31 protein-coding genes are annotated in these 26,577 nt (G+C 45.4%); all 31 read right to left on the reverse strand.

The features are described 5' to 3' along the window. Nucleotides 1–234 precede the first annotated feature (234 nt). The 31 genes from MUB35_RS29140 to MUB35_RS29290 all read right to left on the reverse strand — a co-directional run bounded on the left by MUB35_RS29140 (nucleotide 235) and on the right by MUB35_RS29290 (nucleotide 26,425). Nucleotides 235–426 carry a helix-turn-helix domain-containing protein gene (locus MUB35_RS29140; RefSeq protein WP_033140040.1) on the reverse strand — a complete coding sequence of 64 codons (192 nt, stop codon included), beginning with the start codon at nucleotides 424–426 and terminating at the stop codon, nucleotides 235–237. Next, a complete protein-coding gene (locus MUB35_RS29145) occupies nucleotides 423–833 on the reverse strand; it encodes a sigma-70 family RNA polymerase sigma factor (protein ID WP_054351759.1) in 411 nt (136 codons plus the stop codon). The genes MUB35_RS29140 and MUB35_RS29145 overlap by 4 nt, the downstream gene beginning before the upstream one ends. Nucleotides 834–1,056: 223 nt before the next feature. Beyond that, nucleotides 1,057–1,401, reverse strand: a complete 345-nt coding sequence (locus MUB35_RS29150) for a helix-turn-helix domain-containing protein (protein ID WP_023043065.1) — start codon at nucleotides 1,399–1,401, stop codon at nucleotides 1,057–1,059. A gap of 169 nt (nucleotides 1,402–1,570) precedes the next feature. Further along, nucleotides 1,571–1,933 (reverse strand): hypothetical protein, encoded by a 363-nt coding sequence (locus tag MUB35_RS29155; protein ID WP_016295837.1) that lies wholly within the window; start codon nucleotides 1,931–1,933, stop codon nucleotides 1,571–1,573. 19 nt (nucleotides 1,934–1,952) lie between these two features. Then, complete coding sequence (locus MUB35_RS29160; protein WP_023043066.1) at nucleotides 1,953–2,873, reverse strand: ParM/StbA family protein; 921 nt, start codon at nucleotides 2,871–2,873, stop codon at nucleotides 1,953–1,955. 132 nt (nucleotides 2,874–3,005) lie between these two features. Beyond that, nucleotides 3,006–4,064 carry a DUF3854 domain-containing protein gene (locus tag MUB35_RS29165; RefSeq protein ID WP_023043067.1) on the reverse strand — a complete coding sequence of 353 codons (1,059 nt, stop codon included), beginning with the start codon at nucleotides 4,062–4,064 and terminating at the stop codon, nucleotides 3,006–3,008. A 73-nt stretch (nucleotides 4,065–4,137) separates the two neighbouring features. Beyond that, on the reverse strand, nucleotides 4,138–4,515 hold the full coding sequence (locus MUB35_RS29170; protein WP_023043068.1) for a DUF4313 domain-containing protein: 378 nt from the start codon (nucleotides 4,513–4,515) through the stop codon (nucleotides 4,138–4,140). Nucleotides 4,516–4,587: 72 nt separating this feature from the next. After that, nucleotides 4,588–5,346 carry a hypothetical protein gene (locus tag MUB35_RS29175; RefSeq protein WP_023043069.1) on the reverse strand — a complete coding sequence of 253 codons (759 nt, stop codon included), beginning with the start codon at nucleotides 5,344–5,346 and terminating at the stop codon, nucleotides 4,588–4,590. Between the two features lie 13 nt (nucleotides 5,347–5,359). Next, a complete protein-coding gene (locus MUB35_RS29180; protein ID WP_023043070.1) occupies nucleotides 5,360–5,803 on the reverse strand; it encodes a hypothetical protein in 444 nt (147 codons plus the stop codon). A 14-nt stretch (nucleotides 5,804–5,817) separates the two neighbouring features. Continuing rightward, complete coding sequence (gene recD2 / locus MUB35_RS29185) at nucleotides 5,818–7,989, reverse strand: SF1B family DNA helicase RecD2 (RefSeq protein WP_023043071.1); 2,172 nt, start codon at nucleotides 7,987–7,989, stop codon at nucleotides 5,818–5,820. 105 nt (nucleotides 7,990–8,094) lie between these two features. After that, nucleotides 8,095–8,619, reverse strand: coding sequence for a DUF7768 domain-containing protein (locus MUB35_RS29190; RefSeq protein WP_054351752.1), 525 nt, complete (start codon nucleotides 8,617–8,619; stop codon nucleotides 8,095–8,097). Between the two features lie 13 nt (nucleotides 8,620–8,632). Next, nucleotides 8,633–9,670 (reverse strand): YqaJ viral recombinase family nuclease, encoded by a 1,038-nt coding sequence (locus MUB35_RS29195; RefSeq protein WP_103731138.1) that lies wholly within the window; start codon nucleotides 9,668–9,670, stop codon nucleotides 8,633–8,635. Next, the gene (locus MUB35_RS29200) at nucleotides 9,670–10,812 is read right to left on the reverse strand and encodes a hypothetical protein (protein ID WP_103731137.1); all 1,143 of its coding nucleotides are present in this window, start codon (nucleotides 10,810–10,812) and stop codon (nucleotides 9,670–9,672) included. The genes MUB35_RS29195 and MUB35_RS29200 overlap by 1 nt, the downstream gene beginning before the upstream one ends. 261 nt (nucleotides 10,813–11,073) lie before the next feature. Then, complete coding sequence (locus MUB35_RS29205) at nucleotides 11,074–11,913, reverse strand: nucleotidyl transferase AbiEii/AbiGii toxin family protein (protein WP_054351747.1); 840 nt, start codon at nucleotides 11,911–11,913, stop codon at nucleotides 11,074–11,076. Continuing rightward, nucleotides 11,913–12,515 carry a type IV toxin-antitoxin system AbiEi family antitoxin domain-containing protein gene (locus tag MUB35_RS29210; protein ID WP_028529331.1) on the reverse strand — a complete coding sequence of 201 codons (603 nt, stop codon included), beginning with the start codon at nucleotides 12,513–12,515 and terminating at the stop codon, nucleotides 11,913–11,915. The genes MUB35_RS29205 and MUB35_RS29210 overlap by 1 nt, the downstream gene beginning before the upstream one ends. A gap of 156 nt (nucleotides 12,516–12,671) precedes the next feature. Next, nucleotides 12,672–12,998, reverse strand: a complete 327-nt coding sequence (locus MUB35_RS29215; RefSeq protein WP_023043077.1) for a hypothetical protein — start codon at nucleotides 12,996–12,998, stop codon at nucleotides 12,672–12,674. A 115-nt stretch (nucleotides 12,999–13,113) separates the two neighbouring features. Continuing rightward, entirely contained in the window at nucleotides 13,114–14,046 is a 933-nt protein-coding gene (locus tag MUB35_RS29220; RefSeq protein ID WP_023043078.1) for a hypothetical protein, read from the reverse strand. A 15-nt stretch (nucleotides 14,047–14,061) separates the two neighbouring features. Then, nucleotides 14,062–14,442, reverse strand: a complete 381-nt coding sequence (locus MUB35_RS29225; protein WP_042959795.1) for a hypothetical protein — start codon at nucleotides 14,440–14,442, stop codon at nucleotides 14,062–14,064. Nucleotides 14,443–14,455: 13 nt separating this feature from the next. Continuing rightward, complete coding sequence (locus MUB35_RS29230) at nucleotides 14,456–14,791, reverse strand: hypothetical protein (protein WP_023043080.1); 336 nt, start codon at nucleotides 14,789–14,791, stop codon at nucleotides 14,456–14,458. After that, nucleotides 14,779–15,762 (reverse strand): hypothetical protein, encoded by a 984-nt coding sequence (locus MUB35_RS29235; RefSeq protein WP_023043081.1) that lies wholly within the window; start codon nucleotides 15,760–15,762, stop codon nucleotides 14,779–14,781. The genes MUB35_RS29230 and MUB35_RS29235 overlap by 13 nt, the downstream gene beginning before the upstream one ends. Nucleotides 15,763–15,776: 14 nt before the next feature. Next, on the reverse strand, nucleotides 15,777–16,034 hold the full coding sequence (locus MUB35_RS29240; protein ID WP_023043082.1) for a hypothetical protein: 258 nt from the start codon (nucleotides 16,032–16,034) through the stop codon (nucleotides 15,777–15,779). An 11-nt stretch (nucleotides 16,035–16,045) separates the two neighbouring features. Further along, nucleotides 16,046–17,170, reverse strand: coding sequence for a hypothetical protein (locus MUB35_RS29245; RefSeq protein WP_103731136.1), 1,125 nt, complete (start codon nucleotides 17,168–17,170; stop codon nucleotides 16,046–16,048). Nucleotides 17,171–17,332: 162 nt separating this feature from the next. Beyond that, nucleotides 17,333–18,442 (reverse strand): AAA family ATPase, encoded by a 1,110-nt coding sequence (locus MUB35_RS29250; protein ID WP_023043084.1) that lies wholly within the window; start codon nucleotides 18,440–18,442, stop codon nucleotides 17,333–17,335. A 93-nt stretch (nucleotides 18,443–18,535) separates the two neighbouring features. Beyond that, nucleotides 18,536–20,806, reverse strand: a complete 2,271-nt coding sequence (locus MUB35_RS29255; protein WP_103731135.1) for a vWA domain-containing protein — start codon at nucleotides 20,804–20,806, stop codon at nucleotides 18,536–18,538. A 28-nt stretch (nucleotides 20,807–20,834) separates the two neighbouring features. Continuing rightward, complete coding sequence (locus MUB35_RS29260) at nucleotides 20,835–22,709, reverse strand: AAA family ATPase (protein WP_103731134.1); 1,875 nt, start codon at nucleotides 22,707–22,709, stop codon at nucleotides 20,835–20,837. Nucleotides 22,710–22,712: 3 nt separating this feature from the next. Next, nucleotides 22,713–23,468: a hypothetical protein gene (locus MUB35_RS29265; protein ID WP_023043092.1), complete on the reverse strand. Its 756-nt coding sequence runs from the start codon at nucleotides 23,466–23,468 to the stop codon at nucleotides 22,713–22,715. Continuing rightward, nucleotides 23,468–23,848, reverse strand: a complete 381-nt coding sequence (locus tag MUB35_RS29270) for a hypothetical protein (RefSeq protein WP_023043093.1) — start codon at nucleotides 23,846–23,848, stop codon at nucleotides 23,468–23,470. The genes MUB35_RS29265 and MUB35_RS29270 overlap by 1 nt, the downstream gene beginning before the upstream one ends. A 96-nt stretch (nucleotides 23,849–23,944) precedes the next feature. Continuing rightward, the gene (locus MUB35_RS29275; RefSeq protein ID WP_023043094.1) at nucleotides 23,945–24,457 is read right to left on the reverse strand and encodes a single-stranded DNA-binding protein; all 513 of its coding nucleotides are present in this window, start codon (nucleotides 24,455–24,457) and stop codon (nucleotides 23,945–23,947) included. A gap of 218 nt (nucleotides 24,458–24,675) precedes the next feature. Further along, nucleotides 24,676–24,837: a hypothetical protein gene (locus tag MUB35_RS29280; RefSeq protein ID WP_023043095.1), complete on the reverse strand. Its 162-nt coding sequence runs from the start codon at nucleotides 24,835–24,837 to the stop codon at nucleotides 24,676–24,678. Between the two features lie 461 nt (nucleotides 24,838–25,298). Beyond that, nucleotides 25,299–25,862 (reverse strand): hypothetical protein, encoded by a 564-nt coding sequence (locus tag MUB35_RS29285; RefSeq protein ID WP_023043097.1) that lies wholly within the window; start codon nucleotides 25,860–25,862, stop codon nucleotides 25,299–25,301. Nucleotides 25,863–25,936: 74 nt separating this feature from the next. Beyond that, on the reverse strand, nucleotides 25,937–26,425 hold the full coding sequence (locus tag MUB35_RS29290) for a hypothetical protein (RefSeq protein ID WP_146051659.1): 489 nt from the start codon (nucleotides 26,423–26,425) through the stop codon (nucleotides 25,937–25,939). Nucleotides 26,426–26,577: the final 152 nt, after the last annotated feature.

The following is a 26,577-nucleotide window of genomic DNA, read 5'->3' on the forward strand; positions in this document are numbered from 1 at the left end:
TCAATCTCTCACTACAGGCAGCCAATACTGTGACTGCTTTATAGTGATGCTTTCATAATTGTTGAAAACATTTGTTGTCAAGGTTCAGTTTTTTGCTACGTGTTTTATTTTCGTAGCAAGGTGCCATGGCATGGGGATGCCTTTACCTACAAAAAGCCTCATCATCTCTCAAATCTCGAACAGAATTTATAAAAATATGAAAACGGCCTCAGAAAAACCTGAGACCGTCTTCACCTAAATGACAAATTTTGAAATATTGAGTGCGATATGTATCAATAGATACTGTCTTAAATCTTCATCTATCCGGCCGTCAATTTTACTATGTTTATCAATTAACGGTGCATACAGCAAAAATAGTTGCTCCAGAGCCTCATGACTGCCGGAAACTGCCGCCTGAAGCATCTTTTCAAATTCTATGTGATTCAAAATTTATCACCATCCTTTGTCAATGCTATGCGCAGCTTCTTCAATGCCTGATAACGCTGGTCGTAAACATGCTGGGGAGAACAATTTAATAGCCGGGCAATTTCCTCCGGTTTTCGCTCCTCCACAAACAGCATTGTCAGTATCTCCTGTCGTTTTATTGGCAGTTTTGCAAACGCCTCTGCCAACCGTTCCTCTTCAAAATCAAAAGCAGATCCTGATATTTCACAATATGAGGTTTGTTTAAAAACAGATAAAGCGCTCTCTGGTAATTCCTCAATTGAAACTGTATCTACCTTGGGTTTCTCCCGTTCCAAATATTTGAGTCTGGCCCGGTAAACTGTAGTTTCCAGCCAAACTGTAAATCTGGCCCGCAGCTCGTCACGTTCAGACTTCTGCTGGTGGTTCATCTTTGTACCTCCTTACGGGGCACACCACCAGGGCAAAAGTTAAGGCACGCCGTGATGGCGTGCCTTAATTTTCTCGACTTGTTACCTTTTTGCAGCTGTCAATGGTTTAATCCAATGGGACCACCTCCTTGTTTTCAGATAACAAAAAACGACCATACTGCACTTTCGTGTAGCATAGCCGTTCTATAAAGCGTAAACTTTTTTCTGTTTGGTTATATGCGTATCATTCATCTGTTTGACTGAATTTTTCAATGGTATTCAAAAATTCAGCCAGACCTTCGCAAGCGTATACACGCTGCTTTACCGGATACTTCTCAATACGTTCCGCAATCTCTCGCAAATAGACCTTCTCAGGTTCCGAATAATACTCTCTGAGCAATTGATCTACTGTTACTGAAAGAGCATTTGCAATCCGTACAATCATATCCAGACTTGGAATCCCTCTCGCATTTTCTATTTGGCCGATATGGCTATTCCCGCAATCACAGATCTCCGCCAAATCTTCCTGGCGCAATCCGCGCATTTGTCGGTACTTCCGAATATTCTTGCCTAAAATAACATAGTCCATGGTTTTACATTCTCCTTACATTTCTATTTTATATAATCTGACAATGGAATTGAAGAACTTGATATTCCAATATACGCACTATAAGTGGAATATCAACTCATTTACATGGACTTTTTTAATTTTTAAGCGTTAAAAAGCCATCGTTGAACCTATTATATGCACTGTCGGTCTATGAAAACATATCCAGGTTGTCCAACATCTGTGCAATGTCTGCCTCCAGAGTATCTGTCTTACTCTCCTCTGAAAAAGCCATCTGGGGTTCGTCACGGCGAACCGCTGCAAGTCTTTCCTCAACAATGCGCCGTATGATTTCCTCAATTCCATCTCGATTATAGCCAGGTGTTAGCTTGACTTCTATTTTACAATGTGCATCCTGTAAATTCGGGTTAGAATCAAGATAATCATTCAAGGCTGCAACAACAACCGCACTTTTCCTGTTTCCCAGCCTTTCAAGCAACTCTCCAGCCCTTACCTGTTCCTCTGAATCTGCGCTAAATTGAAGCGAGAAGCGGTATTTTCCATCCTTTTTCATTATATTGTCCCTCCGTCCCTTATCCAAGTGGACGAAGAGAAAGCGTTTTCCTGCCCAACATTTCATATCCCAGAGCATTCGCATTCGGAGATTCCACAAAATCCGCCTTTGCTACCAGAGGCGAATTAATCAGGAAAGGCCTTAAAAGAATACTTCCCCCTCCGATAAAAACTGCCGGATTAGAACGCAAATCCACTTGCAATTCTCTAAGCTGGTTCAGAATATCCTGTGCATGTAACTTCGTCGCTTCACGAATTGTCTCCTTGACATCCTCCGGCAGAATGGTATTCTCGCACTGAAGCACTGCACTAATATGCTCATCTTCGATACGCATATCATGAAGCGCACCAACCTTTCGTATGATTTCATTGTTCATAGTAATAATACCAGTTTCCAGGCTCCGGCAAAACTGCAAATCTGGTTTTCCATTCTTCAAGAGCAGCACATCGGTGGTATAACCACCAATATCAACGATAAACATACGAACCGTATGAACCACCAGACTGCTCTGGGGAATAACAGCGGCATATGCCTGCGGGAACACCATAACACGGTCTATCTTAATGCTGTATGGCCTGTCACCATAAACAAATTTGATAATTCCGTCTCTTTTGAAATAATTGGCGAATCTGTCTTTTAAAGCGCCAAAATGCTCAGGTGGTAGTCCAACAGCCAGCTGAATCTGTTCGACCGGCGTATAATTGCCTCTGTTCTCCAGTTCTTTGGCGATTGCAAATAATGTCAAGATGAAATATCGGTCATCCTGGGTTTTATCCCTCATATAACTCAGACGGCGTCCGCTCAAGGTCCAATATTTTCCTCCATACTCCACAATCTCATCTGTCATGGGCGGCTTCACCGTGTGCTCAGAAAGCCCGGAAATAAAGGAATGGTTTGTGGTCTTTACAGCGTAGTTGCCGTGGTCGATTGCGATTAACATATGTATACCTCCTGCAAAAATTATTCTTATATTTATCATTACACGATTCGCCATGCGTATTTACAACTTTTATACGCATTCGATTGAAAAAACGCACGAAAAAGGGTGAAGCATTTTTGCTCCACCCCAGTTTTAATGCTTCTTTTGAAAACAATATTCCCAGATATAATCATCCAGTCCCTTATAGCGTGGATCCCACAGGTACGTACCGAACTGAAATCCCATATTGCCAAGAAGACTGAGAAGATTGTTGTAACCGTTTTGTACATGGTAATTGGTCGCAAAATCCATATCAAAAGCAGTCTTAATCTCTGCAACCCCTTCTGCACGTAAATCGCTAAGGGTTGTTTCAAGCTGTGTCAGAGAATTAACACCAGGAACCGCCAGCACTGTCAGACCAGTCAGTGCATGAATCACGTCAGCTTTCATAGGACCTTCTGTCAGCACCAGCATAGGCCTAACCGGGCCTGCAAGATGTGTCCATCCTTCTGCAGGGCAACCATCCGGCCGCTCTGTACTGGATACCCATCGAAATTTTCTCTTTTTCACCTTATCTCTGCGTATCTGAAGCCCCTGAATTCTTCCTTTCCGATCTCTCATTGGAATTAAGATACCGCGTTCTTCATGAATGAAAGTCCATGTACCGCTTTCATTCCTGTAAAAACCAGGAACCCCAGCTAAGTACATCCCTTCGGACTGAAGTTTGCCGGCAATCGCTGTCATACCGACCACAGGTGTTGTCCTGTATCCAAGCCGAATAATGTCATCCTCCATCAACCCTCTGCCAAGCAGGTTCTCTTTATGGTCTGCCGCCAGCGTCAGCTTATCGAGCAGCGCACTGTATGTGGCATGTCGGGTATCAACATCCGTTATTGGGCATTCAGGCTTTGCCTGCGGCTGTATCCTCTTTTGGGGTTTAGGCCGGTTATCAGGCATTCCCAGTTTCTCCACCAGAGCTTTTCGCACTTTGTCACGCGGAACCCCGGTATATAATGAGTACAGATCAAATATACCACCAGATATTCCGCACCGCGGGCAGCGATACACTTCTTTTTTCAAATTGATGTTCAAATGCTTTTTCCGTGGGTTTTCGTCACAGCAGGGACACTGCACATAATAGGAGCTTCTTCCAGACGGCGGCATCGGGATTCCCAGCAGCGAAACAACGTCGCTCATATGAAATATTTCCATGCTGCCTCCTTTCCTTTTTCAAACTTGCGGGGAACAGCACGCTGTCCCCCGCCTCTTCTCATTGCTGTTTTCCCTATAACCCACAGTTTTCCTTAAACGACGCAACCCCTGAAGGATCGTATTCCGCCAGCTTTTCCAGATCGAAGGCCACCGCCGCATATCTGCCATATCCGGATTTCACGGTGTAAGGCAGCACTTTTCCCAGTTTGTTCTCCCTGATAAACCTTAACAGATCTTTACTGATATCTCCGTTAATGAATGCTTCGTTATCCTCCAGATCATATGCCGGTAGATTGATCGTCATGTCTGCAAAGGGTTCCGGACCATCTTCTCCATAATTAATCATACCGATGTGCAACCGCCCGTCATAAGCATATTGGTTGACATGCAGTGAGACCATTTCATCTCCAAGCTCCCATTTGAAACGAAGTTTTTTCGTTCTTTTACACATTTTTTTGTCCTCCTTTTCGTCTTGTTCACGGCCAGAGGATGACTGCATGAATCCCCTGGTCTTTAGCACCTGTTATGCAATTGTCTGTTGAATAGAAAATTCACAAATCAGTTTCGCAGCAGCTTTAATTTCCTCGCCGCCAGTGAATTTTGTTGCCACCCATTTAATTGCACCGGGATCCAGCGATAATACCTCTCCAAGTGTTTTTCCGCTGAATTTTGAGATTGGGCAAGGCACATTCATTGCCTGTGCCAGCTTTTCTTCTGGAGTCAGTTCCTTTTGTACCGGTTCAATTACGGTATATTCCTCTTGTGCCGGTTCCGATTTTGGTTCTGTCATCTCTTGTTTCTCTGCTGATACTGTTTGAGCCTGATCGGCGGAGATTCCCAGTTCATCCACAGCAGAAGACTCAAAATCTTCACCTGCCATGGAAAACTGAAGTCCAAAGCCTGCATTTCGTAGAGCAATTCCAACAGCAGCCGTCTGTGCCCATTCCCGTGGTGAAACTGAAGGTTTCTCCTCACAATATCCTCTGGATGCCGTCGCTTCTGCCAGATAACAGTCCGCCGCATCCTTATAGTTTGGATACACGCGGGCTGTTGCCACAAAGCAATCCTTTGCAGGATTCACCTGTACAGCAATGCGTCCTTCTGGATATTTCAGACGGAACCACGCCATCTGTATCATGACCGGAAGGCGCTTACGCACCTCTCCGGTTCCCAAGTCCGTATAATCCACAGCAAATGGTGTGGGATCAAATCCATCCACCTGATGAATTGTTTCGATCTTAGCGAGCATTGCCGCCTTCTCATTCGAGTTATTCTGACTCATAATTGTAGCCTCCTTATAAATTGATATATGTGTTCCGATACTGCATCCAAACTGGCAGAATTGTATGGATATATTGACTGATACTTATTTTGTACTGCTCCTGCGTCCCTGCCTTAAAGCTGGAAAACCGCTTTCTGCCGTCCTGTACAACATGCTCAAAAGAGCTCAGTGCTGTTTCACGTCGTTTCTGGCCTTCTGCATCGGCTTTTAATCCAAATCGTCTTTCATTTAAGGTGAAGCGCACATACGCATCTACCATCTGAAAGTGATAGCCCATGACCTTTGTATCCAGTGTAATTGGCGCAGACTTGCAAAAAGATTGAAATGTCTCCAAGACGCAAATGCGATAATTGAGTTCCTGCATAATCAGCAAGTCCTCCGGGGGAAGGCTGTTCTCAGCAATCTGGGATCTGATGGTATTTTGTTTCTCAAGATATTGATCTAATATTGTAGCCATAGCTGCTCCTTTCTTCAAGCAAGCGCCTGCAGCCGCTTAGCAAGGCAGGTGCCGCGTTTTTCTGTGTCAGTTCTTTTAATGGAAATACAAAGCGCCCTTTTTTCCCCGACAATGGTTACACGCTCTTTTCCTCGTGTAATTGCCGTATAGATAAGAGGCCTCGTCAGCATGATGGAATGGGCGCATTGCAGATTGATGATGACGGACTGGTACTCCGCTCCCTGTGATTTATGGATAGTAGAGGCATAACCTAAATCCAACATATCCAATTCACTGGAATCGTACTCTTTCATGCGCCCGTCACCAAAGTCCACATGAACCGTAGTGTCATCGCCAATGCGAATAATTTTTCTGACATACCCGATATCACCGTTATTGACATCATCATGGTTTTTGATCTGCATGACCTTGTCCCCACACCGAAATTTCCGGTTTCCGAAAACAACTTCCGGTTTCTGCGTATCCGGAGGGTTCACCTTCTCACGCAAACACTCATTCAGTGCATTGACTCCGGTTTCCGTCTTCTGCCGGTATGGCGTAAGCAGCGCCACATTATCGACCCCGTATTCTTTCGTTTCCTGCAGATAAAGATCGACAATGAGTTCAGCAGAATCAGAAAGCCTGGGAGAATTGATAAACTGAAAGTCATTCCCATACTCCAGGCCCACATTCCCATGGCGGATCAGCTTCGCATTTGTCGCAATGCGGCTTCCCGCATTCTGGCGAAATACCTTGTCCAACCGTACAACTGGGATACATCCGCTGGCAATCATCTCACTGAGCACTGCGCCAGGTCCCACTGAAGGCAGCTGATCTGCATCGCCAATCAGCACCATCTGGGCGCCATATTTCACTGCATCAAACAGATATTCAGCCAGATAAACATCCAGCATGGAAATCTCATCTACCACAATCAGATCTGCAGTAAGCGCTTCGGGTCCATCATAGTCTCCGTCCTCATCCGCCATCAGCCCAAGGGCTTTATGAACAGTTGAAGCCGAAACACCAGTTGCCTGCTCCATCCTCCTTGCTGCCCTACCCGTAGGGGCACAACAGCAGATTTCACTTTTGGGATTGTTTTTTTGATAAATATCTAAAATGGCACGTTGTATCAAAGTCTTTCCTGTTCCAGGTCCACCAGTGATAATGGAAAGCCCCTGCGTCAGAGCCATCTTTACCGCTTCGCGCTGCTCCAGTGCAAACTTCATTTTCAGCTTCTGCTCCTCTGCATCTATGGCAGCATCCAAATCCCCATAGCTGTGCATCTTCCGGTACTTCATTTGCTGATGAATGGCGGAGGCAAGCTGTTCTTCCACATGTGCGGTCTTTGCCCTATACACATTGCCCTGGTACGACACCAACTGTCCGCCGAAAACCAGCCTGGCGGCACGGTTCGCCACCATTTCTGCTGTTAACGCAGGCGTATCCAGAATTTTTAGGCAGGCTTTCACAAACTCATGTTTCTCCATGCAGAGATGACCTTTGGCTTCCGCATCCTCCAGCGTATACAAGAGTCCTTCATCCACACGCTCTGTCGATAGCCGGTCAAACCCCATGCTCATAGCGATATGGTCTGCCGTCTTGAAACCAATCCCGGCCATGTCGCAGAGCTGATAGGGATGATTTTTTACAATATCCATCGTCTTTTCCCCATACTCCTTATACAGGCGTACCGCTCGGTTCGGCGTAATGCCATGTGGTGACAGAAACGCCACCACATCCCGGGCGCCACGATTGACCAGATAGGAATCATAGATTTTTTTCAGTTTTATCTCACTGATACCCGGTATGGCAAGGAGCCTTTCCGGTTCTTTATCCAGTATCTCCAGTGACTGCTGACCAAAAGCTGCGTAAATTTTCTCCGCTATTTTTGGACCAATCCCTTTAATCTGCCCGGAAGAAAGATAGGCAATAATGCCTTCCTTCGTCGGTATTATCACTTCGTTATAACTCTCCACTTCAAACTGGATGCCAAATTTGGGATTTTTACTCCAATGCCCAAACATGTCGTAGCGCAGGTTGCTCGATATAGGTAAGCAATATCCCACTGCCTTCACCTGTGTAACCGTGTTCCCTGTGCTATCTTTGATCTTTTCGCATGGGTTGTAGAGCGCAATCATATAACTGCTGGCATCAACAGCCGTAATACTTTGTGGATATATGAGCCTATCAAATTCACATAGCAAAATTTTTACTCCTTTCTCTGAGTCGTGTTATAGATACAAAAAACTCCCGAATCGTATCCAAAGATACAACGGGAGTTTTTTGTGAAGCTGCAGCCAGTTGTCCTTTCATCGGAACATCGCCGCATTTTCAAGATATGACAAAGGAGCAGAGATACCCATCAAGAAATTCTCCCTGTCCAGGCGAACTTTCCGCTTATCGCAGCCACGCTTTGTCAGTTCCTTTTGTACTTGCAGGTATACACCCTCATCAAAAGCAATCATCGGCATCTTCAGGCAGATTGCATGGGCAATTTCCCCACGCATCCCACTGCTGATCCGGTTACCGCATATCAGCAGGATATCGCTGCCTTTCAGCAGTTCCAGACCGAACTGAAGGGCAAGCGCTCTATCAGATGGAATATTGTCGCAAAGGATCATCGGGAGGTACGCATGTGGCGCACTTGCGTTCATGCTCATCTTTTTCATGGCATAGAACATATACGCCCTTGTCGCCTGCATGTTCTGTGCAATCCCTTCATTCGTGTCTGCACTGAGCGGCGAGCAGATATACGCCCTCTTTTTGCACCTGTCATATGGCAGGAACTGATAAACCAACTCCTGCTCCCAACCTTCATGATAAATATTTTCCATTATGGTCTCCTTTCTAAATTGGCTGGACCGACACCTTTACCTTGCGGCTTTCCGATGCTTTTAGAACATCAGTATAAATTGCCGGGTATTTTTCCTTCAAGGCTTTGGAATCGGGCCTGCGGGTTGTTTTTGTCACGAAATCAATCAAAAGCTTATCGCTGGTCGTTTCCAAGACGCCATGCTCATGCTCCTTCATGACTTCGGCAATTCGCACACTATGTGCTTCAATCTCCTTTTCATATGTTTTGATTTCTCTGTTGCATTCAGAGATCTTCCCTTGAAGCATTGCGATTCTGCGCAAGGGCGATTCATACTTGCGGGAAAACTCTATTGTTGGAAGTCCCGCCTGACTTGCACCATAAATCCTTGCCAGTGACTCCAAAGCAAGCTTTGGTGCAACATCCGCCATTGTCGGGGGTTTATCATTCTCAAGGCTCCAGATCCATTCGTCCAGGCGTTCAAAAATCATATCCTCCTTCGCCTTATCACGAATAATCTCAGGCATTGCCAGATCATTGTCCGGATTATTTCCCCAAACGGCAGAAAAAGCGCCAATGTTCACATCCGCTACCGCAAGATAAAACCTCAGCTGCATTTCATAGTAGAGCGGAATCGCTCCATCTGCCCACTCATCCGCTTTGTGATAAGTACAGCTTTTACACTCCAAAATTCCCGGTTCGTTATCGGACGCCCGTGTAAAGCGCCGGTCGAAATTGGCAAGAGCATAAGAATGATCTGCGTGCTGATATAGATTCGTGTCTTCCATAACGGTGTTGCCTGTCTTTGCACCATACCAATAGGCAGCAATCGGCTCCAAAAGATGACCCATCTGCAATTGATTGGCATTGGCTTTTTTTGCAGGCTTCATTTGCCCTTTTTTGATTTTCCACAGCTCCAGCGGAGTCGTCCATGGTGATACACCAAAAATAGCTGCAACATCGCTACCGCCCACTGTATAGGGAATATCCCCTTTGGGGCCGTGCATACGGCATTCCAGCCATCTGTCATTCGTCATACCTGCGGTATCACAAAGAATAATTGGTTTTGCCATCAGTAACTCACCGCCTTTGCAAGGTCATAATCACTCCACCTGAATGAAAGCGCACGAGCCATATTTTCTTCTATGACCAACATCTTACTTTCCGGCGTATTCTCAGTCCTCAAAATAAACGGGATCTCCTGCATGGCAAGAAATACGTCATGGGCTGTCGCCGGACCGCCTCCGTATGCCATCTCGTACATGGCGATAGCTTCGACTGCAGCCTTTTTGGGCAGACTCAGTTTTTTACATACCCTGGTCATTGCGTTTACCGGATAATCCAAATGGATCTCCAGCAGTTTCTGCAGTTTGGCAATGCTATCCCCAAATTGGGCAAACAGCTGATCCAACGCCGTATCAAAGTCGGAAACCTTGGACTGATGCCTGTGGTCAACTGCGATGCAGCCCCCGATATGGATAGAACATTTTCCACTCATCAGGAGAGCCGAAACCTTTGCCGAAGCCACTCCGGTATCCGAACTCATAAAACGGACTCCCGGCATCAGTTTGGAAGACATCGTCCCCTTCCCCAGTGAGGACAAAAGTTTCGCATATGTTCCAATCAAATCTTCTTTCTGATTCGGCATTGTCCATGACGCGCTTACCATCGCATGGTCACAGTATCCAGACTCAAATACATTTCCGTTGAATTGTGCATCCAACTTTCCCTTCAATGTAGCGAGAAGTTCATCTACTGGCAGCACCGAATAATCAACTGCATCGCCAGAATGAACTGCTGCTACCTTCTCATCACGAATCAGCAAAAGTGCATCTGCTGAATAAAGGCGCAGGCAGGCATTTAATACCTCCGCCAGCACTTCACGGCTCAGTTTTGGAAGCGCCGTGCCACCAATTTTTGCCCTGTCCAAAAGACTTTTGTAGGCTGTCATGCGCATAGGGAAGAGTTCTCCGTTAACACGCATTGCCAGACCGAGATTGTCCGCTGTGTCATCCACAGCGTCCTGTGTGGTTCCTGCCGCAAAAGCCGACAGATCAACACTCAGAGCAGAGCCTTTGCCCAACGGCTGAATCTCAAGGTCGCTGACCTTACTTTTGATCCAACGGCTGTTCATAGACTGTTCCTGGTGATAATCAAGCATTTTACGATAGGAACTGAATGTGGTGTAAAAACCATCCTGACATTGTTTTTGCATATTTCATGCTCCTTTCTTTTCTGACGGGATTGCCGCCTTGATATATAACAAAAGCCAGCAATCTCGAAAGACTGCTGGCTTATGCCCAAGATAAATTGGCCGGAAAACAAAAAAAGTGCCATCTGCATAATTGCAAATGACACTTTGATAAACTCTGTTAAACTGTGTTCGACCGTAGCCAAACTTGATACTGATATGGATATTATAACAGATTTGTTCGCCATAGTCAATCCACTGGGAAAAGAGCACATATGCTGTTTTTCAGAATGCCAGCAAGTTCGCTACTTCATCCACTGTGTCAAGGACTTGATGAAATTCAAGCTCCCCAATATACTTATTTTCGACAATATACTTATCCCACAAAAGATACATCTGCGGCTCTTCACGTATATCCTTGATAATCGCTTTCCAATCGCGGATATCCTCCACGGACTCTCTCTTTTGAGCGGTATGTATGACTGCCATGCGTAAAATGTCCACATTGATTTCTTCTTTTCGACTCCGGAAAAGAGTATGTAAATCATAAAAGTCTCTTGCCCGGGTTGTTCCGATATTTCTACGGATAATCGTTTCATATTTTTCAGCAAGAACCGTTTCCAAAGTATATGCCATTATAGAAACTGTTTTTTCATCGAAAATCAACGGGAAATCATATTGTATCGCCGCCGGTGTTATAATGTCTCCGGTTGTGACATCAATTTTCATAGGACTGTCAATTTTTCCGTATTTTGCCCGCAAATGTACACGAAAATTATTATAGGCATCCTCCTCTCGAATCGGTTCGATTTTTTCATATTCAAATGAAATGCCGTCGTTGACATCCGTTGAAATAATTTGCTTTACAGCTGCAACGATTTCATCTTCTTCCATCTGAATACCACGCACCGTTGTGTCCATATCCATTGTAGTGCGTTCACCAATACCGATCATTGATGATATCAAAAGCCCGCCCTTCAAAATAAAATTGTTCCGAAAGGATGAGACTGCCAAACGCTCGATGATTCTTTCAAATAAAAACATCTGCAGTACCTCCTGTGCACGAAGATTTTTCTTCGCTGCCATGCTGCGAATGGCTCCTTTTAGTTGCTCCGGTGTCTTCATTATAAAACCTCCATATATGTTCTAATCCTATCTTCAATTCCAAATATCTTGCCATATTTCAGCAGTTTTCTGTTATTCGGATTTGTCTTGAAATAGTCCTTAATTGCCTGCGTAAAAAGCTGCAGCTCAATTTGATCCTTATCCCGAATCACATCACAAATACAGCGCTCTCGGTCATAAAGCTTTACCATCCCGCCTTGAGGGGATTTTGTTTCTGTTATTCCAAGATCGTAAACTTCTGTCTGCACATAATGACAACGCAAATTCGGATTATCGCGCCTTAATCTACTGATGTTCGTTCCGCGAGGCAGTGTTATATCCAAGATGTTCGGCGTCCTGTCCGACATCCCCCAAAAGAACAGTGCGGTGCCATATGAATATATTATCTTTGCGCTTTGCGCCTGAAGAAGCGCAAACTCGTCAGTAAATTCATCGGTCAAAGTATATAGCCCTTTCCGCACTGGATCTAATTTTCCCATATCAACATACTTCTTCAGCATCGGTCTGCTGATTCCAGCCGCTTCAATATCCGAAGTCTTAACAAACCCATTGCTATTTTCGGCAATCGTTTGAATTTTAGCCCAAATCGTATCCGTGTCAATACACCTCCTTGACTTCTATTTACATTCGTGCTTCATATTATACACAGTTGAAGTGCAAATGTAAATAGAAGTCTTGGAAATTAGTATGTCCTAAATGAAAACAATTATACAAAAAGGGATGCCGCCGAAACGACATCCCTAAGAAAAAATCAGAACCTACTCGTACTTCACTGTCTTAAACCTACCGATTGAGGTAAACAGTTCAATAAAAGTTTCGTTAATTTCCGCCATATAAAGATGCTCATACAAGAACCTTATTACTTCAGGATTTAATATTTCCATGACAGTACGCTCTTGTTTATCAATAAGAAAATATTGTCTGGTCTCGCCATTGATAAAAAATTTTTGCTGGGTGCCACCCCATCGGTCTATCATATAATTGAATGAATTTATATCGGCATTCTTGCCCCAATCATATACCCAACATTCTTCACCATTTCTGATAATTTTTCTGTACGTTTCCGGATTATAATAAGCAGACATATTTCTCCTCCTATCTACAAATATATTTGTATTATAGCAAAAAAACCATCCTTCTTCTACATATAGTTAAAGCAACTGAGGGATGCCTACAAAAGACATCCCCCAGACGCAGATACTATGCTGCGCTTCTGTTCAAAGACCACATTCCCCTGCCATCATGAAAGAAGTATGTAGGATTGATCTGAAGCGTTTGGCGGATTTTTTCTTTCCACCACTTATTTGCCTGTGCTTTTCTGTGCGGCTCTATTTTCTCATAGAGAAACGTGAGCGTCACCGGCTCGCTGCACTGTTCTAAAACGGCAGCAACCACATCACGCCATGTCGCTCCCGGCATATCCCGGATATCGACCTCCGCTTTCTTTGCCATAATAATCGGAACCAGAAGCGGTGAATCCTTTCGGACAATCATCACATATTCATGCAGAATCGGAATGAATTTTCCGCTATACTGGATCTTGTCTGAAAAGCAGTTATGCTGGGCCTTGATAATGATATTCTCCAAGGAACCCGGCTTGATGATTTCAGAAAGCATACTGTAAAGCACACCTTTTTTCTTAATGTCTCCCATCAAAACCGCCATCCTGCCTCCTTTTTCAAGGGCGGAAAACTGCTTCATCATGGCATAATTCATTTTATCAACAAAGCTTTCCCAGTCCGGTATGCGCGACAGATCATACTGTCTCGGGTCATAACCGTAGTTCTTTTGGACATCAGAAGCTTTATACATGACATCCGAAAACGTGACGATATCCCAATATGGAGGATGCCAGAAGATGAACTCCGGACGCTCCGGGATTTCACAGTTCATGATATCAAATCCGCTGTGCAGATCATACAGATGACTGCCAATGCCCAATTTGTCCGCCGCTGCTTTGGTCGTCCCGCTGCCACACATGTAGTCACAGATTTCTCCCGGGCGAAAGAACCCTAAAAGATCCTCAATCAGTCTGGGAGAGCAGTTCCCCCGATAACGGTTATTGCCGCCTTCGCCACGCTCCGGATAGGAGACAATGCTGGTCAACGGCCTTGATTCGCTTTTATAAGGCATAATGCCACCTCCTCTCTAACACTGAAGCATTTCTGCTTCCGCTCGTGCAATTTCTAACTCTACCACAGTTCGATCCGCAGACCAGACTTTCATGTGCTGTCTAATAAAAGATTCTACATCTTCCATCAAGACCCTGTTATAGGCTTTGGTCAACTTTTGATCCAGTTCAGAAGCAGTACATGGATGTCTGTTAAGAGTCTTAATAGCCTTTTGGAATCGTTCCATTTCATTTGTGGCAAACGTATGCTCTGCATGACGGTAATTCCAGTCATAGAGCATATAGCAAGCCAGCCATCTCCGCTTTAAAACTGCAGATATTTTATCTTTCGTGATACTGAGATTTTCCAGGACAATACTCATTTGCCCTGCTTTCGCATTTGTTTGGTTATGCAACACTTTCATCGCCTCCTCACAGCACCTCATCATGCCAGCTATTTTTTGCCTTATGAAACAACTCCAGGAGCTGGCTCACAGTCATGTCAATATTGGAAACATTTTCTGTAACCTCAAACCCATCCGCACTTAATTCAAACCAGCAATGGTCCGCTTCCTCGTCAAACCTGTCAAAACGTTTTTCAGGAAGCCCCACCTGCCGGGGAATAAAATATTCCCCACAGTCCAGACAGGAGATGATTTCTGCAATCTGCGCTTCGGTTATCACGCCCATTATCACGCAGGAATTTTGCATTTTATAGTTGTCAGCATCCCTGTAAAGATAGCTGATTCTTGTATTTATGGTTCCCATGGCTTTGCCTCCATTTCTGCATACAGACAGCATTCTTTACATGCCGCACTTCCATTTCCGACACACAGCGGGTATGGATTGTCCTGTTCCGGCGTATAACAGTCCGGATGCGCATTTTCTTTCAGATACTCATCCACAAACGCATGAGCCACCTCGGAAACCGTTTCCCAGTAAGCCTCCCAATAAGAATCATTTTTCCCCAATGCACTGTGAAGCCTTTCCGGAAAACGTGGATCCTGAACCATGCGGTTGTATTGCTCATCGGTCAGCTGATCCAGTTCATCCCAGTCTGACACCTGTGATACAAAATCCTCAAGCTGGCAGGATGCCTTGTAAATCCATCCCATTTCTCTGACAAACCGGTTGGAGACACAAAGCTGCTGGGATATGATTGCGATATGATAATGGTTTTCGCAGTATTCACCGTCAATGTAACATTCATAGAGGGAGTCTGCGGAATGTTCCACAAACTTCTCCTTATCCGTCCATTGGGGAATACAACCGCTTTCCTGTTCTTCCTTCAGCTTCTGTACCAATAAGCGCTTTGCATCATTAAAATCTGTATAGACTTCTGAAGAGTTCCCCTGTTCGCCATCTACCGCCCAATCTTCCAAAAGAATATAAATTCTTGGATGCTGGCGGCACTCTTCCAGATCGTCAAGCGGCTCCACCATAGATGGAGCCATGATGACAAAATCCAGAATGATGTCGTCAATGGTCTTTTTCTGGCTATACAGTTCAGAAAAAACCTCTTCCAGCTTTTTTACTTCACAGGGCAATACAGGAACCTCAAAGGAGCAGTACAGATCCGGCGTTTCATTTTCCGTTTCCTTATCCTCCCCGACACGGATTTCCGTAATTGTCCCATACAGACCCTCATACTCGCTTTCCGGCGTTCCCACAATGGGAGCGCCGATTACATAGGTTGTGCCTTCGTATTCAAACTCAGCACCGATTCGATTGATAATCATTCTTGATACCTCCTTCATTCTGATACTTTTATGGCAAACAGACAGCGTGGATCATAGCGCATTTCGATGGCTGCCTTTCTACAGGCTTCCTCCTCGTTTTCCGCTTTTATGACTGCGATAAATGGAGTCGGCTCCATATCGTGCCACCTTCTTTCGTTTTCTGTGCCGCACATGTCAACTTCTGCCAGTTCATCATCTGTCAAACCGACAATATCAAACATTTGTGAATCACGGACCCATGATGAATCCATGCAAACGACATACGTGTTCATCTGAATCCTCCTTAAATGTGATAGTCTACGGCAACCAATACTGTATCCTCACCCGTGCCATCAATGTAACCGTCAATGTAGCTGCGCCATTCTACCGGGACATAGCTGCCTGATTCTGAATCAAGCACACTGTCCTCTTTGCTAAACCACTGGTCTGCATCCACAATATCATGCGTGCCTATCGGGTACTTCCAGTTGCTTGGAATCCCATACTCCTCAAGGTATTCTTCCAATGTAGAGCCTTTTCGGTAGACGTATCTGCCCCAGCGTATAACTCCGTCCGGAACGATTTCTCCATAAAAGTCGGAATCGGTCTTTCCTGCCAGAAACATTTGCTCAAGCTTATAAAAGCGCTCTTTTGCTTTCTGATTTCTCCAGCCCCGCATCTCTTCCCATGCGATATCTTTTTTTCTGGCGGCACAAACCCACACATATCCATCCGGTGTTTCTTCTTTTCTATCTGAATTGCACCAGCTTCTTTCACCAATGGAATACTCCGTGCAGGTATCTTTTACCAGAAACATCTCCGGCCAGCGCCCGCCAATGGAATACCAGTCCCACATGGCGTTTGGATTATAGTAATATCCATAGCCCTGATGCTTTTCATCAAAAGAATAACCGCATCTTTCTTCTGCATATTCCTCAAAACTCCTATAGAGCTTTTTGCGGGGATACTTAGGCAGAGCCATCATTCGTTTTGCTTTCTTAGTACGCTTTTCATGATGAAGCGGTCCTGCATCCCTTTGAAACACCTTTCCGTCACGGACAACAAATCTGCCCCAGATCGGATAGCCGTACTGCTCCACAATTGTGCCTTGGGGAAGCTTTATGCAGTCAACCACGCTCTCGTATTCTTCACGCAGTCTTTCTGTCCGGTTATCAAATTCCAGATATTCCGGATCCTCCAGCCACGCACAATAAGGATACATCAGCTCAGAAACGCCGTCATTCACTGTACGGGAGAATGATGACTGAAGATTTTGGCATCTCACAATCGCAAGGTCCAGCATAAAATTCTTTGTTTCAATTTGCTTCTGAATCTCTAATTCCTTCAGAGCCTCTGCTATTTGGTTGTCCAATTCCTTGTCTTCCTGTATCTGAGAGATTTCTAAAGCTGCTAATGTTAAAAAGTGCATAATTCCCTTCCTTTCTGAATAACAGGCGGGCAGCTGTAGAAATCCAGCTGCCCGTCGTATTTTTATAATTTGATGTTGTTATACCCTCACATGCTGCTTAATAGCAGCGGTCAGTTTTGTGGGCAGTTGGTTCGGGCCTTGCATCCTCATGATGAGGGTATATCAGGCCGTCAAATAATGAATATTGCATTCCGTTGCTCGGACAATGGAGAGATATTCCGGCACCAGTCTTTTCGTTTCTTCCCGTGTCGATGTCCCATAATAATCCGTGTAATTCAGCGTGATACAGTCTGCCGGAAGAATCGTCGCATGACGCTCAGTGTCATAGACACATTCAGAGGGCATAAACTCAGCCATGACCAGGTTTCTACCTTTATCGTCGAACAGACTGACACTCTCATGGCAGTCCCTGTTGAACAGATCTAACTGGCACCTTTTGGCGCTCATGGTGACTCCACCGCTGAAATGCAGAGTGATGTTGTACAACTCCTCATGCATGTTGATGATATTGATGTCCAGTATTGCCGCTTCAAACGGAATCCCAAGGCTAAGTTCAAACGCTATCGCACGGAGGCAGTCATAATTCAAAGCCACTTTCTTCGAGAACAGGATTACCTTCTCAATCTCGCCGTGGCACCGAGCCTCTAACTTATCGGTCAGATATTCCCTGATATCTTCCGAAGACGGGTAATCAAAGCGGAAATGATAGTGGAAACGACCTGGGCGATTCACCAGATAATCGCTTAGATTGTACAGGCTGTTGCATGTGATAATGAACAGCTTTTTTCCGTCAGATGTTCCGTCAAACAGGCTCAAAAGCCCAGACTGCGGATCTGCTTCATTTTCTCCTGGCCGGATACTGCCAAAGGTCTTGTCGAACTCGTCAAACAAGATGACAGCCTCCTGGTCGATGGACTCAATATAGGAAGCGATACCCGGGATGAACTGGTCAACAATAATGACAGGATACCCGGTCTTAACCGCCTTTGAGGAAAGGACTCTGGCAAAAAGCGACTTGCCAATACCTTTGTCTCCACTTAGGATGACACCAAGATTCCGTTCAAACATTGCAAATGCCGCAATGACTTTGTCTGCCTTTTCCGGATGGACTCCGTAGACCTTCTCCTTCACCACCAAGTCCGTCCGTGCTTCCAGAAAAAAGCCGGACATCTTTGAGAAACGGACCGTGTAAGTCTTTGCAGGGAGCCTGTCGTAGGCCTTGAGTGAATCATCATAAATCTCATATTTCGCACCAATACTTATAGCTTTCATATTATTGTTAACGCTCCTTCTTTATTTTTATTTCTTTCTATTGTTATGAATTACGCAGGGCAAAGCGGATTTCATCCTTTGTCCTGCCTTTTGTTATACCCTCACGTACCGCTTAACAACAGCGGTCAGTTTTGTGGGCAGTTGGTTTAAGTCTGAGATATCCAGGAATGAGTCCCCATAGATTCTCTCAATATTCTGCTTATCATCACCAATAGCGGCTGCAACAAACAAGATACCTTTGCGTTGATACTCCTGCTTGATGCCGCGAAGATCCTCCTCAGCTGCAGAACCACCATAACCGCTGTCAGCAGGCTGTCCGTCTGAAACCAGTATGAGGATTTTTACTGCTTCCGGCCGCTTAGACAGCTGCTCCGCTACAAAACGGAGTGCGGCTCCGTCACGGTTGCTTCCTCTGGCCGCAATATCCATCATGCGGTATTTATCATCATGATCAAAGCCATCAAATTCCGCATAGGAATATAGTGCTACTGTATTTCCGACATCGGTATAATCGGTGGAATGACCATAGACCATTACCGGGATGTCCAGGCTCTGGCAGAAATCATACAGAATAATAGCTGAGGCTCTGGCATAAGTACAGCGATCACAGGAACACATAGACCCTGACTCATCCAGAAGCAGGCCGACTGCCAGCTCCGGAATCTCATTGGGCAGGTTGTTCTTATAAAACACCTTACCGTCATTCCTGCACAGTGCGTGCACATCCAAACGGCGGCCCATGATAAGACCGGTCAGCTTGCCGCCTCTTCGATTTTCCTTGAGCTGCTTCTGCAAACTCTTCTGCAGCTGGCGGGAAATATTGATCAAAGGTCCCGCAATAGCATTATACTGTTCTATAAGCTCCTCATCCACAGAGGCAATCCGATTGATTCGGATAGGTACCCCTTCATGGATATTCCCATAAGAAATATTCTGAGCCACATCATTCAACTCCTGAATCCTTTCATTCTCCAATTGCTCGCAGACCGCTTTTTCCGCCATCTTGTCCAGAAGACGTTCGATATCGGATGCAGCACGATCATACTGCTCCCGCTCATAATCGTCGTTTCTTTCTATTGACCCACCAACAGGTTCTGAAAGTGATTCTGACTGGTGGTAGGGGATGCGTCCCTGCTCAGTATCCGCAGTTTCCTGTTTCTCAGCACCGGAACTGCCACCATCTATAGGGGCAGTTTCTTTATCTGAAGAATTATTGCTTCCCCCAGACCCAGATGGCTTTTCTTCCGTTTCAGAGTCAGTCTGGAAGCCCTCTGTTTCTCTTGAGTCATCCTCGCTCTCGGCGTCTGCATGAGTCTGTGCCCGTTTGCCGGCCGTCGCAGATTCTTCTGACCCGTCGGATGCTTCCGGCACCGGCGTGCTGCTTCCTTCACCAATTTCGGAACCGCCGGCAATTGCGCCCAACACTTCCGACAAGGTTTCTGCAAGGCTGGCGGAACCTCCGGAGGTTATAGCCTCTTCCTGACGTTTTTTGCATTCTTCACAAAATGATTCGATATAGTCCCAGCACCTTACCAGTACCATATTGACGACATTCAGCCGGTCTTTTCCGGACCTGCTCATTAAGGCGCTGTCAATATCGGTAATTAAACCGAACACCGCCTGAATTCTTTCATCGCTGAGCGGTTCGTCCCCATACTTGATTTCGCCAAATTTTGCATAAGACAGCATGATCTGAAGAATGCTTTCAAAAATATGACTTTCTTCATCCTCCTGCTCGATCAGCTGCGTCACGGTCAGTATTTGCTCGAAATGCCGCTCCCGCAGCTTTTCAAGCCCGTATCCCAGTGTACCTGGGAAATTGTTCAGCACCCGGTTTTCAATATACCCATCCTCAATTACATTGGAGATATAATGGGCAATCATCTGCACCATCTCCAGATTTCTTGGATCGGTTCTCACATAATTCCAGAATGCTTTCTCGTTCCGTGCATCCGCCGTTGTCTTCAGGTCTGGCGGATAGGGATACCAGCGACCGCTTCCTAAATAATTGGCATGTGTCTGTGCTGCAAGAAAATCTGTATAAAGGACATGTCCCAGCTCATGAGCGAACATACCGCATACGATCTGGTAGCGGTTTTCCCTCCCCTTTACCTTCGTGACCATAGGATACCCGGCATTGATACGCACAAACATATTGTCCGTTGATGCCACATGCTTTTCTCTCGGTTTCCAGTAAAGATTCACACGGACCCGTCGGTTATAGTGATACCGCCTTGTCTGTGCTGCCGCCAGATCTTCAAAATGTCCCGCCAAAAGACGGGACGAGAAGAATTGTCGGTCTGAAATTTTACTGCGCTGCTCATTGAGCCGCTGTTTTACTAACTTGTGATTCACCCTCGCCATACAGGGTTGACCTCCTTTCTAAATACATTTATGCGGTTGCTCTCTTTCGCTTCTTTGTAAAAATCGGTTCCAAAACTGCACTGATCAGCGCCTCACGGTCTACTTCATCTGTGGTCGCCTTGCTGATGATCGTATACAGCGCCGACTCATATACATCGCCGGTAATCTCACTGCTCACAATCCAGTCAATCAGGCTGCGCATACCATAGGAGCCGTCCGTAATACTGTTCTTTCGGCAATACTCCGACAGGTCGTTGACCACCTGCACCATCTGGGAGATCTGGTACTCATCGGTTGCGCCCGTGACGGCCATGGCGCGCTGCACCATAACTTCAGGCGTCGGAAGTTCCACATCTCGTACCAGACTCATTCTGTCGATAACAGACTGGTTCATACTGCGGCATCCCTCATATCCGATATTAGTCGTCACTACGACCACCGCATCCGGATGACGCTCTATCACCTCTCCGGTAGGAAGAGTGATTGTCCCGGTCTGCTCCAGCAGAGAATTCAGTCCTGGCAAAACGCCGGGCTGGACAATTGTCGTAGGCTCCTGGATCTCAATGACATACCCATACTTCAGAGCCTTGATAAAATCAGTCTCAATATAAGTATAGGTTTGACCACTGCTCTTGGAATTTTCATCTCGTCTGGACAGGGCACACACCTTCTCCGTTACACGATCCAGCACAATGCTCATACAGTCCTGGGATGTTGCGGCTGCATTTTCTACACCAGTCAGAGCCTGATATACCCCCGCCGGATCATAATCCATATCATCCAAATCGGGCAGATTCATCATTTTGGATACGTTGGCATAGTTGATTCCACCCATACTCGCCAAAATCGCTTTTTCATGATCAAGCTGTGCATCCCCGGTAGAACCCGAATCGGTATCCGGAAAAATCTGACCGATGAAGTCAAATATTTCTGTGCCTGCCGAGCAGGTGTATGCCATATACGGAAGCCCCAGCCCTGCTGCAATCGCTTTTGCGCTTCTGGTCTTTCCGGTTCCCGACGGGCCACGGAGGAGGAAATTCCTCATCTGCGTCGGTTTCCCGGTGGTTGCCTGAGCATGTTTGCAGATATCAACGACCTCCTGTGGAATGATGTACCATTCCGGAAGCACCGGTATCAGCTGTTTTTCCTGACTGCTCATCGTCCTTGGATGCAGTTCATACTTGCCGACAAAATCCGTGTGTTCCACAATGACATCTGCGCTCTTCACAATAACCCTCGCTGTTTTTGCAAAGATCGTAAATTCCCCAGCAATCACATGGGTAGGCTCAAAAGCGCCGGAATCCAGCTGCACCTGAGATACACGCATCAGATTTCCGGCCTTGTCCACACTCACCTTGACGGCTGCTGAACAGGAGGCATCTTTGATGCGTCTGTAGGCGTTATCACATAGCATTGCCATGTACTCCGTAGCCGAGGATAAATCCGAAAATCCATGACTAAACTGATCGCGGTATAATTCAAAATTATCACTGAATTCCTCATCATTCATAAGTACCGGAAACAGTGCCATCATAACGGCAGCTCCGTCACGCCCTGATGCGTTTAGCACATAGTTTTCAAAAACTTCCGTGTTCTTGTCATACACACTTGCCATTAGCGAACCAGAGTTGCTGTCATATACTACCAGATGATACTCATCAGGTCCCATGGACGATTTGTATTCAGCAACTGTCCTGTGGTCGATGACTCCGACAGCTCCTTCGGCGCTGCCATCCATGCAGCGGCAAACTGCATGTACCGCCTTTATGACTGTTGAACACAAAGTTGCATTTGTCCCATCTCCATATTTCGATGATACTGACACCTTTTTGTTCGTCAACGTATCAAACGGTTCCGGTAAGGGACGGCTGTAATTAAAGATGTTGTTCATGTATGCACTCATACGTTATTTCCTTTCTGCATTTGACTGCGTAAGATTGATTTTGATTCCCTCAGATACACACTGGACATCCGTAAGCCCGGCTCTTATCAGTTCCTGGCAGATATCTGCCCAACTCTCCCGGACCGGAAGTTCTTCCGCGAGCAAAATCAATTCTGAGAGATTTTCCCCAATTGCTTCATTACATCTGGCATTCAGCTCGAAAATATGAGCATCTGCCCACTCAAAGGCCAGCAACTCGTAATTTTGTACCTCTGGTTCTTCTTCAGGTTCCGGGGCATTATCCTCCGGCTCCAAAACCGCATCCTCCTCAGCCGGCGGATTGTACTCAATTCCAACCACCTGCAGGTTTTGGATCACGACTCTGGCACGGCGGTATCCGCCGGCACGGTTCAGCAGGATGAATACCTCCTGGTTTTCCCGGATGAGCCTTTCGGCATTCGGCGCCTCCCAGATCCATCTTGCTTCCGGATACTCAGATAGCACAAGTTCTGTAACCCGTCTGAGTATGACGGAATATGCAAGCACCTGTACATCTTTCTCGGTCGCTTCTTTTACCGGCTCCGGCAAAAGAGGAAGTGGTACAATTACTTCAATCTTTCTGGAGGAAAGAAAAAGCAGTCTTATCACCGCTGCAAAAATACCGAGAATAATCAATAACAGGATGGGCCATAGCCGGCATATAAAAGTGAGCAAAGCCAGCATACCTAACAGCACCAGCGCTTCATAAGCCATGTGCCTTTTTTGATCTTTCTTATTCATCACTCTGTTCCTTTCTGACTTCGTTCCTTTGGAATAAAGATATAGAGGCAGTTTGCATTACTGCAATCAACAGTATTATGCAAAATTACTGCCGCCGCCTGCGATGAGTCAAATTGTTTTCCCGGTATTTCTCCAATACCTGCGGCTACATGACCAAGAATGGTTCTTCTTTGGAACCCGTCCGCCGCTGACAAAACACGGCAAAACTCCTCCCCATCTCGATAGACTGAAATAGCATACTGTCTGTTCAGGGAAATGCTCATCAAGATACTATGAAGTTCTTCTTCATTCAGACATCCTTTTGTCTTGCCCTTCATTGTAGCCTTGAATTTTGTGTGTTTCTCCTCCTCAGAGAGAAGGCAAAAGGTTTCATTTGTCATAAGACACCTCCTTTGAAACGCAAAAAGGCGCACATGAGCATACAGTGTCTGTAACTCATGTGCGCCTTAATACGCCGGATTCAATTGTTGCTCCAATCAATTCTCATCAAAGAATGATCCGCCGCCAAATGCCTCATACCCGGTAAAATTTCCGGATGCTTCAGCGCCTGTCGCAGGAGTTGAAGCAGCATTTTGCGGAGCAGTATTCTGAGGAGCAGTATTCTGGGGAGCCGCATTCTGCTGTCCTGCAGCTGCCTGGTTTTCCTTGGACTTGCCTCCACCGGAAGCATACTCAATGTCATCCAGAATAATAACCATCATTTTTCTGGTTTCTTTGGTATCCTTATCTTCCCAGGAATCTTCGTCCAGCCTGCCAATCAGATTCACAAAGGAACCCTCTTTCAGCTGCATCTTCTTGATGCGCTCGCATACGCCGTTAAACGCTTTGACCGGAAGGTTAATCCAGCGGCTGTCGTTTTCAGCATGAGGGTCATAGACCTTCTTGCCGATTCGGAACCTCACAGAATCACCATTCTCAGAAAAGCGAAGAGCTGGCGTGTTGTCATAACCTTTGGATACGACGACTTGTGTTGCAAAAACTTTTAACATGGAAATCTCCTTTCTCGCAGGGGTTACCTGCTATAAAATTATTTATTTCAAACCTGCTTTGCAGGTAGAAACCAAAAGAAACAAAAAAAGTGCCAACCAGCACAATTGTGCTAATTGACACTTTGAAAACTCGGATACTCGTGATTTCTCTTTGGAAATCTTGAAACTGATATAAATATTATAGCATATGCAGCTTCAATAGTCAATCCATCCGAAAATCACTTGGAAATCGCTTTTTCGATCTCCGTTTTTGCGAAATCCAAAGCAATAACTGCCTTCAGCAAGTCAAATCGGTAGGTGCCGTCTTCATTTTCATTTTCCTTGATCAACTCCTGTATTTCGTTCAAGAGCCGATTCAACATCTCCTTATCTGCTTCCATTTTAATTACCTCTCTTTTTTGTTCCCAGTGCATAGTAGCTGCATATCATATAACTGCCCTCATGCTCATATACTGGGGTTTTGTCTGATAAGTATATAATAACAGTATCGCCAATAGAGAGCACCTTCATTCTTTGCCGAATAGGAATTTTCACTGCGTTTCCCTCCAGTTGAACCCAGATTCCTCTGATTCTTTTTCGGATCCCGACCGTCTCAATTTTTTCGCAGATTCCCTGGATACACATATAGTTGCCAGCAAAGCTATTATAGCATAGTCGAATCCCGTTTATAAGCAGAAACCCGGATAATAATAGACAGGGAAGGCTGAAATAGAAATCCCGGAACCCAAGCAAGATGCTAACAAACAACAGCAGGAAAACAGCACCCCCTGCAATCCTTATGGCAATCTGCTTTTGTAAAGGTGCTGGCAACCCATAAAATTTCTCCTTCATCTGCTTCACCTCACAATACGATTAGTTTCTTTTTCTTCAGCAGCCCGAGCAGTATCTTTACGGTGTCATCCCTGCAATCCGCACATTCCATGATCTGCTCCAGGCAATTATCTGCGATGGTATTCTTTGTGTAGATTGCCTCCACCAACGCCTGCCGGTTTTCAGAATGGAGATATCGTGGTTCAGGTTTGATCTTATGCTCTCTAAGAAAAATAAGTTCTGCTACCGTCAATCGAAGTCCGGCATTCCGAAGCCAGGTTAATGCTTCCTTTTCTGCGTGGCTCAAAAAAATTTCCGGTTTTGCATTGACCGCCGGGCAGCAAACGCACTGTGTGAGGATTCTGTATCTTGCCACATCAGTATTTTCTGCTCCCGTTTCTGCCAGACCCATTCTTGCCAAATGCTTCAGCGTCCGCTTCTCCGATTCTGTTTTAGCCTCTGAAAATCCAAACCTTCCGTTCAGCCACAACGCCGCCTGTTCTCCGGATAAGCTATATTCCTGACCACATCTCGCCACCTGGAGAAGATGTTCCGTGGAGTTTTCTTTTACAATCCCTTTGGACAAATAAATCATGTTCATCACCTCTTTGACCTTTCAATTACATTACACGATTGGATAAGGTGATTTACAACATTTTATTTTGCTGTTTATATCAAGTACATAAGTGCAACACAAGCTCCGGCAATTAAGAGAACGCATGCCACGACCAATATAATCTTTTTAACCAGCGCCTTGTCAATCTCCTCACGCCCTCCCCCTTCATCAAAGGGACGGACATCATCATAATAGCCATCATAATCATCTTCTCTTACCGGCTCAGATGCCTCACCAGCTTTCACAGGAACAGCTGGTCTTTTTGTTTTACCTGAATATCTTCCTTTCTTTACATGTTTCTTGCTGCTCTTTTTCTTCTCTCGGTGCGCTTCGGTAACCGACGCTTCCTCCGGGACCGCAGAGGATAACGATTTTCCGCACTCCGTACAAAAGGATGCTGCCGGGTTTGCAAGTTCTCCGCCGCAATAAGGACAGTATTTCATAGTATTGAACTCCTTTCCTGAAAATAAAAAAAACAAGCAGATTCCTGAGAACCCACTTGTAGACGATATAAGTATAACAGATTTTCTTTTCCATGTCATCGGCATTTCCTATGCCACTTTTGTGCCATTTTAGTTACTGTTCAGAGGTATGCATAAGTCATTGTAAAAAATGACGAAATTTATTTTTTTATTTTGTGGATAACCATTCGCGGCAGGAAAAACTGTGTTTATAGTTTTTCCTGCTGTTCTTT

The organism is Blautia sp. NSJ-175, from assembly GCF_022867815.1.
GTDB lineage: Bacteria > Bacillota > Clostridia > Lachnospirales > Lachnospiraceae > Blautia > Blautia celeris.

What these genes read in the sequence shown, in the direction of transcription:
- MUB35_RS29145 (WP_054351759.1), bottom strand. Translation starts at nt 833, where the DNA reads ATGAACCACCAGCAGAAGTCTGAACGTGACGAGCTGCGGGCCAGATTT.
- MUB35_RS29150 (WP_023043065.1), bottom strand. Translation starts at nt 1,401, where the DNA reads ATGGACTATGTTATTTTAGGCAAGAATATTCGGAAGTACCGACAAATG.
- MUB35_RS29155 (WP_016295837.1), bottom strand. Translation starts at nt 1,933, where the DNA reads ATGAAAAAGGATGGAAAATACCGCTTCTCGCTTCAATTTAGCGCAGAT.
- MUB35_RS29160 (WP_023043066.1), bottom strand. Translation starts at nt 2,873, where the DNA reads ATGTTAATCGCAATCGACCACGGCAACTACGCTGTAAAGACCACAAAC.
- MUB35_RS29165 (WP_023043067.1), bottom strand. Translation starts at nt 4,064, where the DNA reads ATGGAAATATTTCATATGAGCGACGTTGTTTCGCTGCTGGGAATCCCG.
- MUB35_RS29170 (WP_023043068.1), bottom strand. Translation starts at nt 4,515, where the DNA reads ATGTGTAAAAGAACGAAAAAACTTCGTTTCAAATGGGAGCTTGGAGAT.
- MUB35_RS29175 (WP_023043069.1), bottom strand. Translation starts at nt 5,346, where the DNA reads ATGAGTCAGAATAACTCGAATGAGAAGGCGGCAATGCTCGCTAAGATC.
- MUB35_RS29180 (WP_023043070.1), bottom strand. Translation starts at nt 5,803, where the DNA reads ATGGCTACAATATTAGATCAATATCTTGAGAAACAAAATACCATCAGA.
- MUB35_RS29190 (WP_054351752.1), bottom strand. Translation starts at nt 8,619, where the DNA reads ATGGAAAATATTTATCATGAAGGTTGGGAGCAGGAGTTGGTTTATCAG.
- MUB35_RS29195 (WP_103731138.1), bottom strand. Translation starts at nt 9,670, where the DNA reads ATGGCAAAACCAATTATTCTTTGTGATACCGCAGGTATGACGAATGAC.
- MUB35_RS29200 (WP_103731137.1), bottom strand. Translation starts at nt 10,812, where the DNA reads ATGCAAAAACAATGTCAGGATGGTTTTTACACCACATTCAGTTCCTAT.
- MUB35_RS29205 (WP_054351747.1), bottom strand. Translation starts at nt 11,913, where the DNA reads ATGAAGACACCGGAGCAACTAAAAGGAGCCATTCGCAGCATGGCAGCG.
- MUB35_RS29215 (WP_023043077.1), bottom strand. Translation starts at nt 12,998, where the DNA reads ATGTCTGCTTATTATAATCCGGAAACGTACAGAAAAATTATCAGAAAT.
- MUB35_RS29220 (WP_023043078.1), bottom strand. Translation starts at nt 14,046, where the DNA reads ATGCCTTATAAAAGCGAATCAAGGCCGTTGACCAGCATTGTCTCCTAT.
- MUB35_RS29230 (WP_023043080.1), bottom strand. Translation starts at nt 14,791, where the DNA reads ATGGGAACCATAAATACAAGAATCAGCTATCTTTACAGGGATGCTGAC.
- MUB35_RS29235 (WP_023043081.1), bottom strand. Translation starts at nt 15,762, where the DNA reads ATGATTATCAATCGAATCGGTGCTGAGTTTGAATACGAAGGCACAACC.
- MUB35_RS29240 (WP_023043082.1), bottom strand. Translation starts at nt 16,034, where the DNA reads ATGAACACGTATGTCGTTTGCATGGATTCATCATGGGTCCGTGATTCA.
- MUB35_RS29245 (WP_103731136.1), bottom strand. Translation starts at nt 17,170, where the DNA reads ATGCACTTTTTAACATTAGCAGCTTTAGAAATCTCTCAGATACAGGAA.
- MUB35_RS29250 (WP_023043084.1), bottom strand. Translation starts at nt 18,442, where the DNA reads ATGAAAGCTATAAGTATTGGTGCGAAATATGAGATTTATGATGATTCA.
- MUB35_RS29255 (WP_103731135.1), bottom strand. Translation starts at nt 20,806, where the DNA reads ATGGCGAGGGTGAATCACAAGTTAGTAAAACAGCGGCTCAATGAGCAG.
- MUB35_RS29260 (WP_103731134.1), bottom strand. Translation starts at nt 22,709, where the DNA reads ATGAGTGCATACATGAACAACATCTTTAATTACAGCCGTCCCTTACCG.
- MUB35_RS29265 (WP_023043092.1), bottom strand. Translation starts at nt 23,468, where the DNA reads ATGAATAAGAAAGATCAAAAAAGGCACATGGCTTATGAAGCGCTGGTG.
- MUB35_RS29270 (WP_023043093.1), bottom strand. Translation starts at nt 23,848, where the DNA reads ATGACAAATGAAACCTTTTGCCTTCTCTCTGAGGAGGAGAAACACACA.
- MUB35_RS29275 (WP_023043094.1), bottom strand. Translation starts at nt 24,457, where the DNA reads ATGTTAAAAGTTTTTGCAACACAAGTCGTCGTATCCAAAGGTTATGAC.
- MUB35_RS29280 (WP_023043095.1), bottom strand. Translation starts at nt 24,837, where the DNA reads ATGGAAGCAGATAAGGAGATGTTGAATCGGCTCTTGAACGAAATACAG.
- MUB35_RS29285 (WP_023043097.1), bottom strand. Translation starts at nt 25,862, where the DNA reads ATGATTTATTTGTCCAAAGGGATTGTAAAAGAAAACTCCACGGAACAT.
- MUB35_RS29290 (WP_146051659.1), bottom strand. Translation starts at nt 26,425, where the DNA reads ATGACATGGAAAAGAAAATCTGTTATACTTATATCGTCTACAAGTGGG.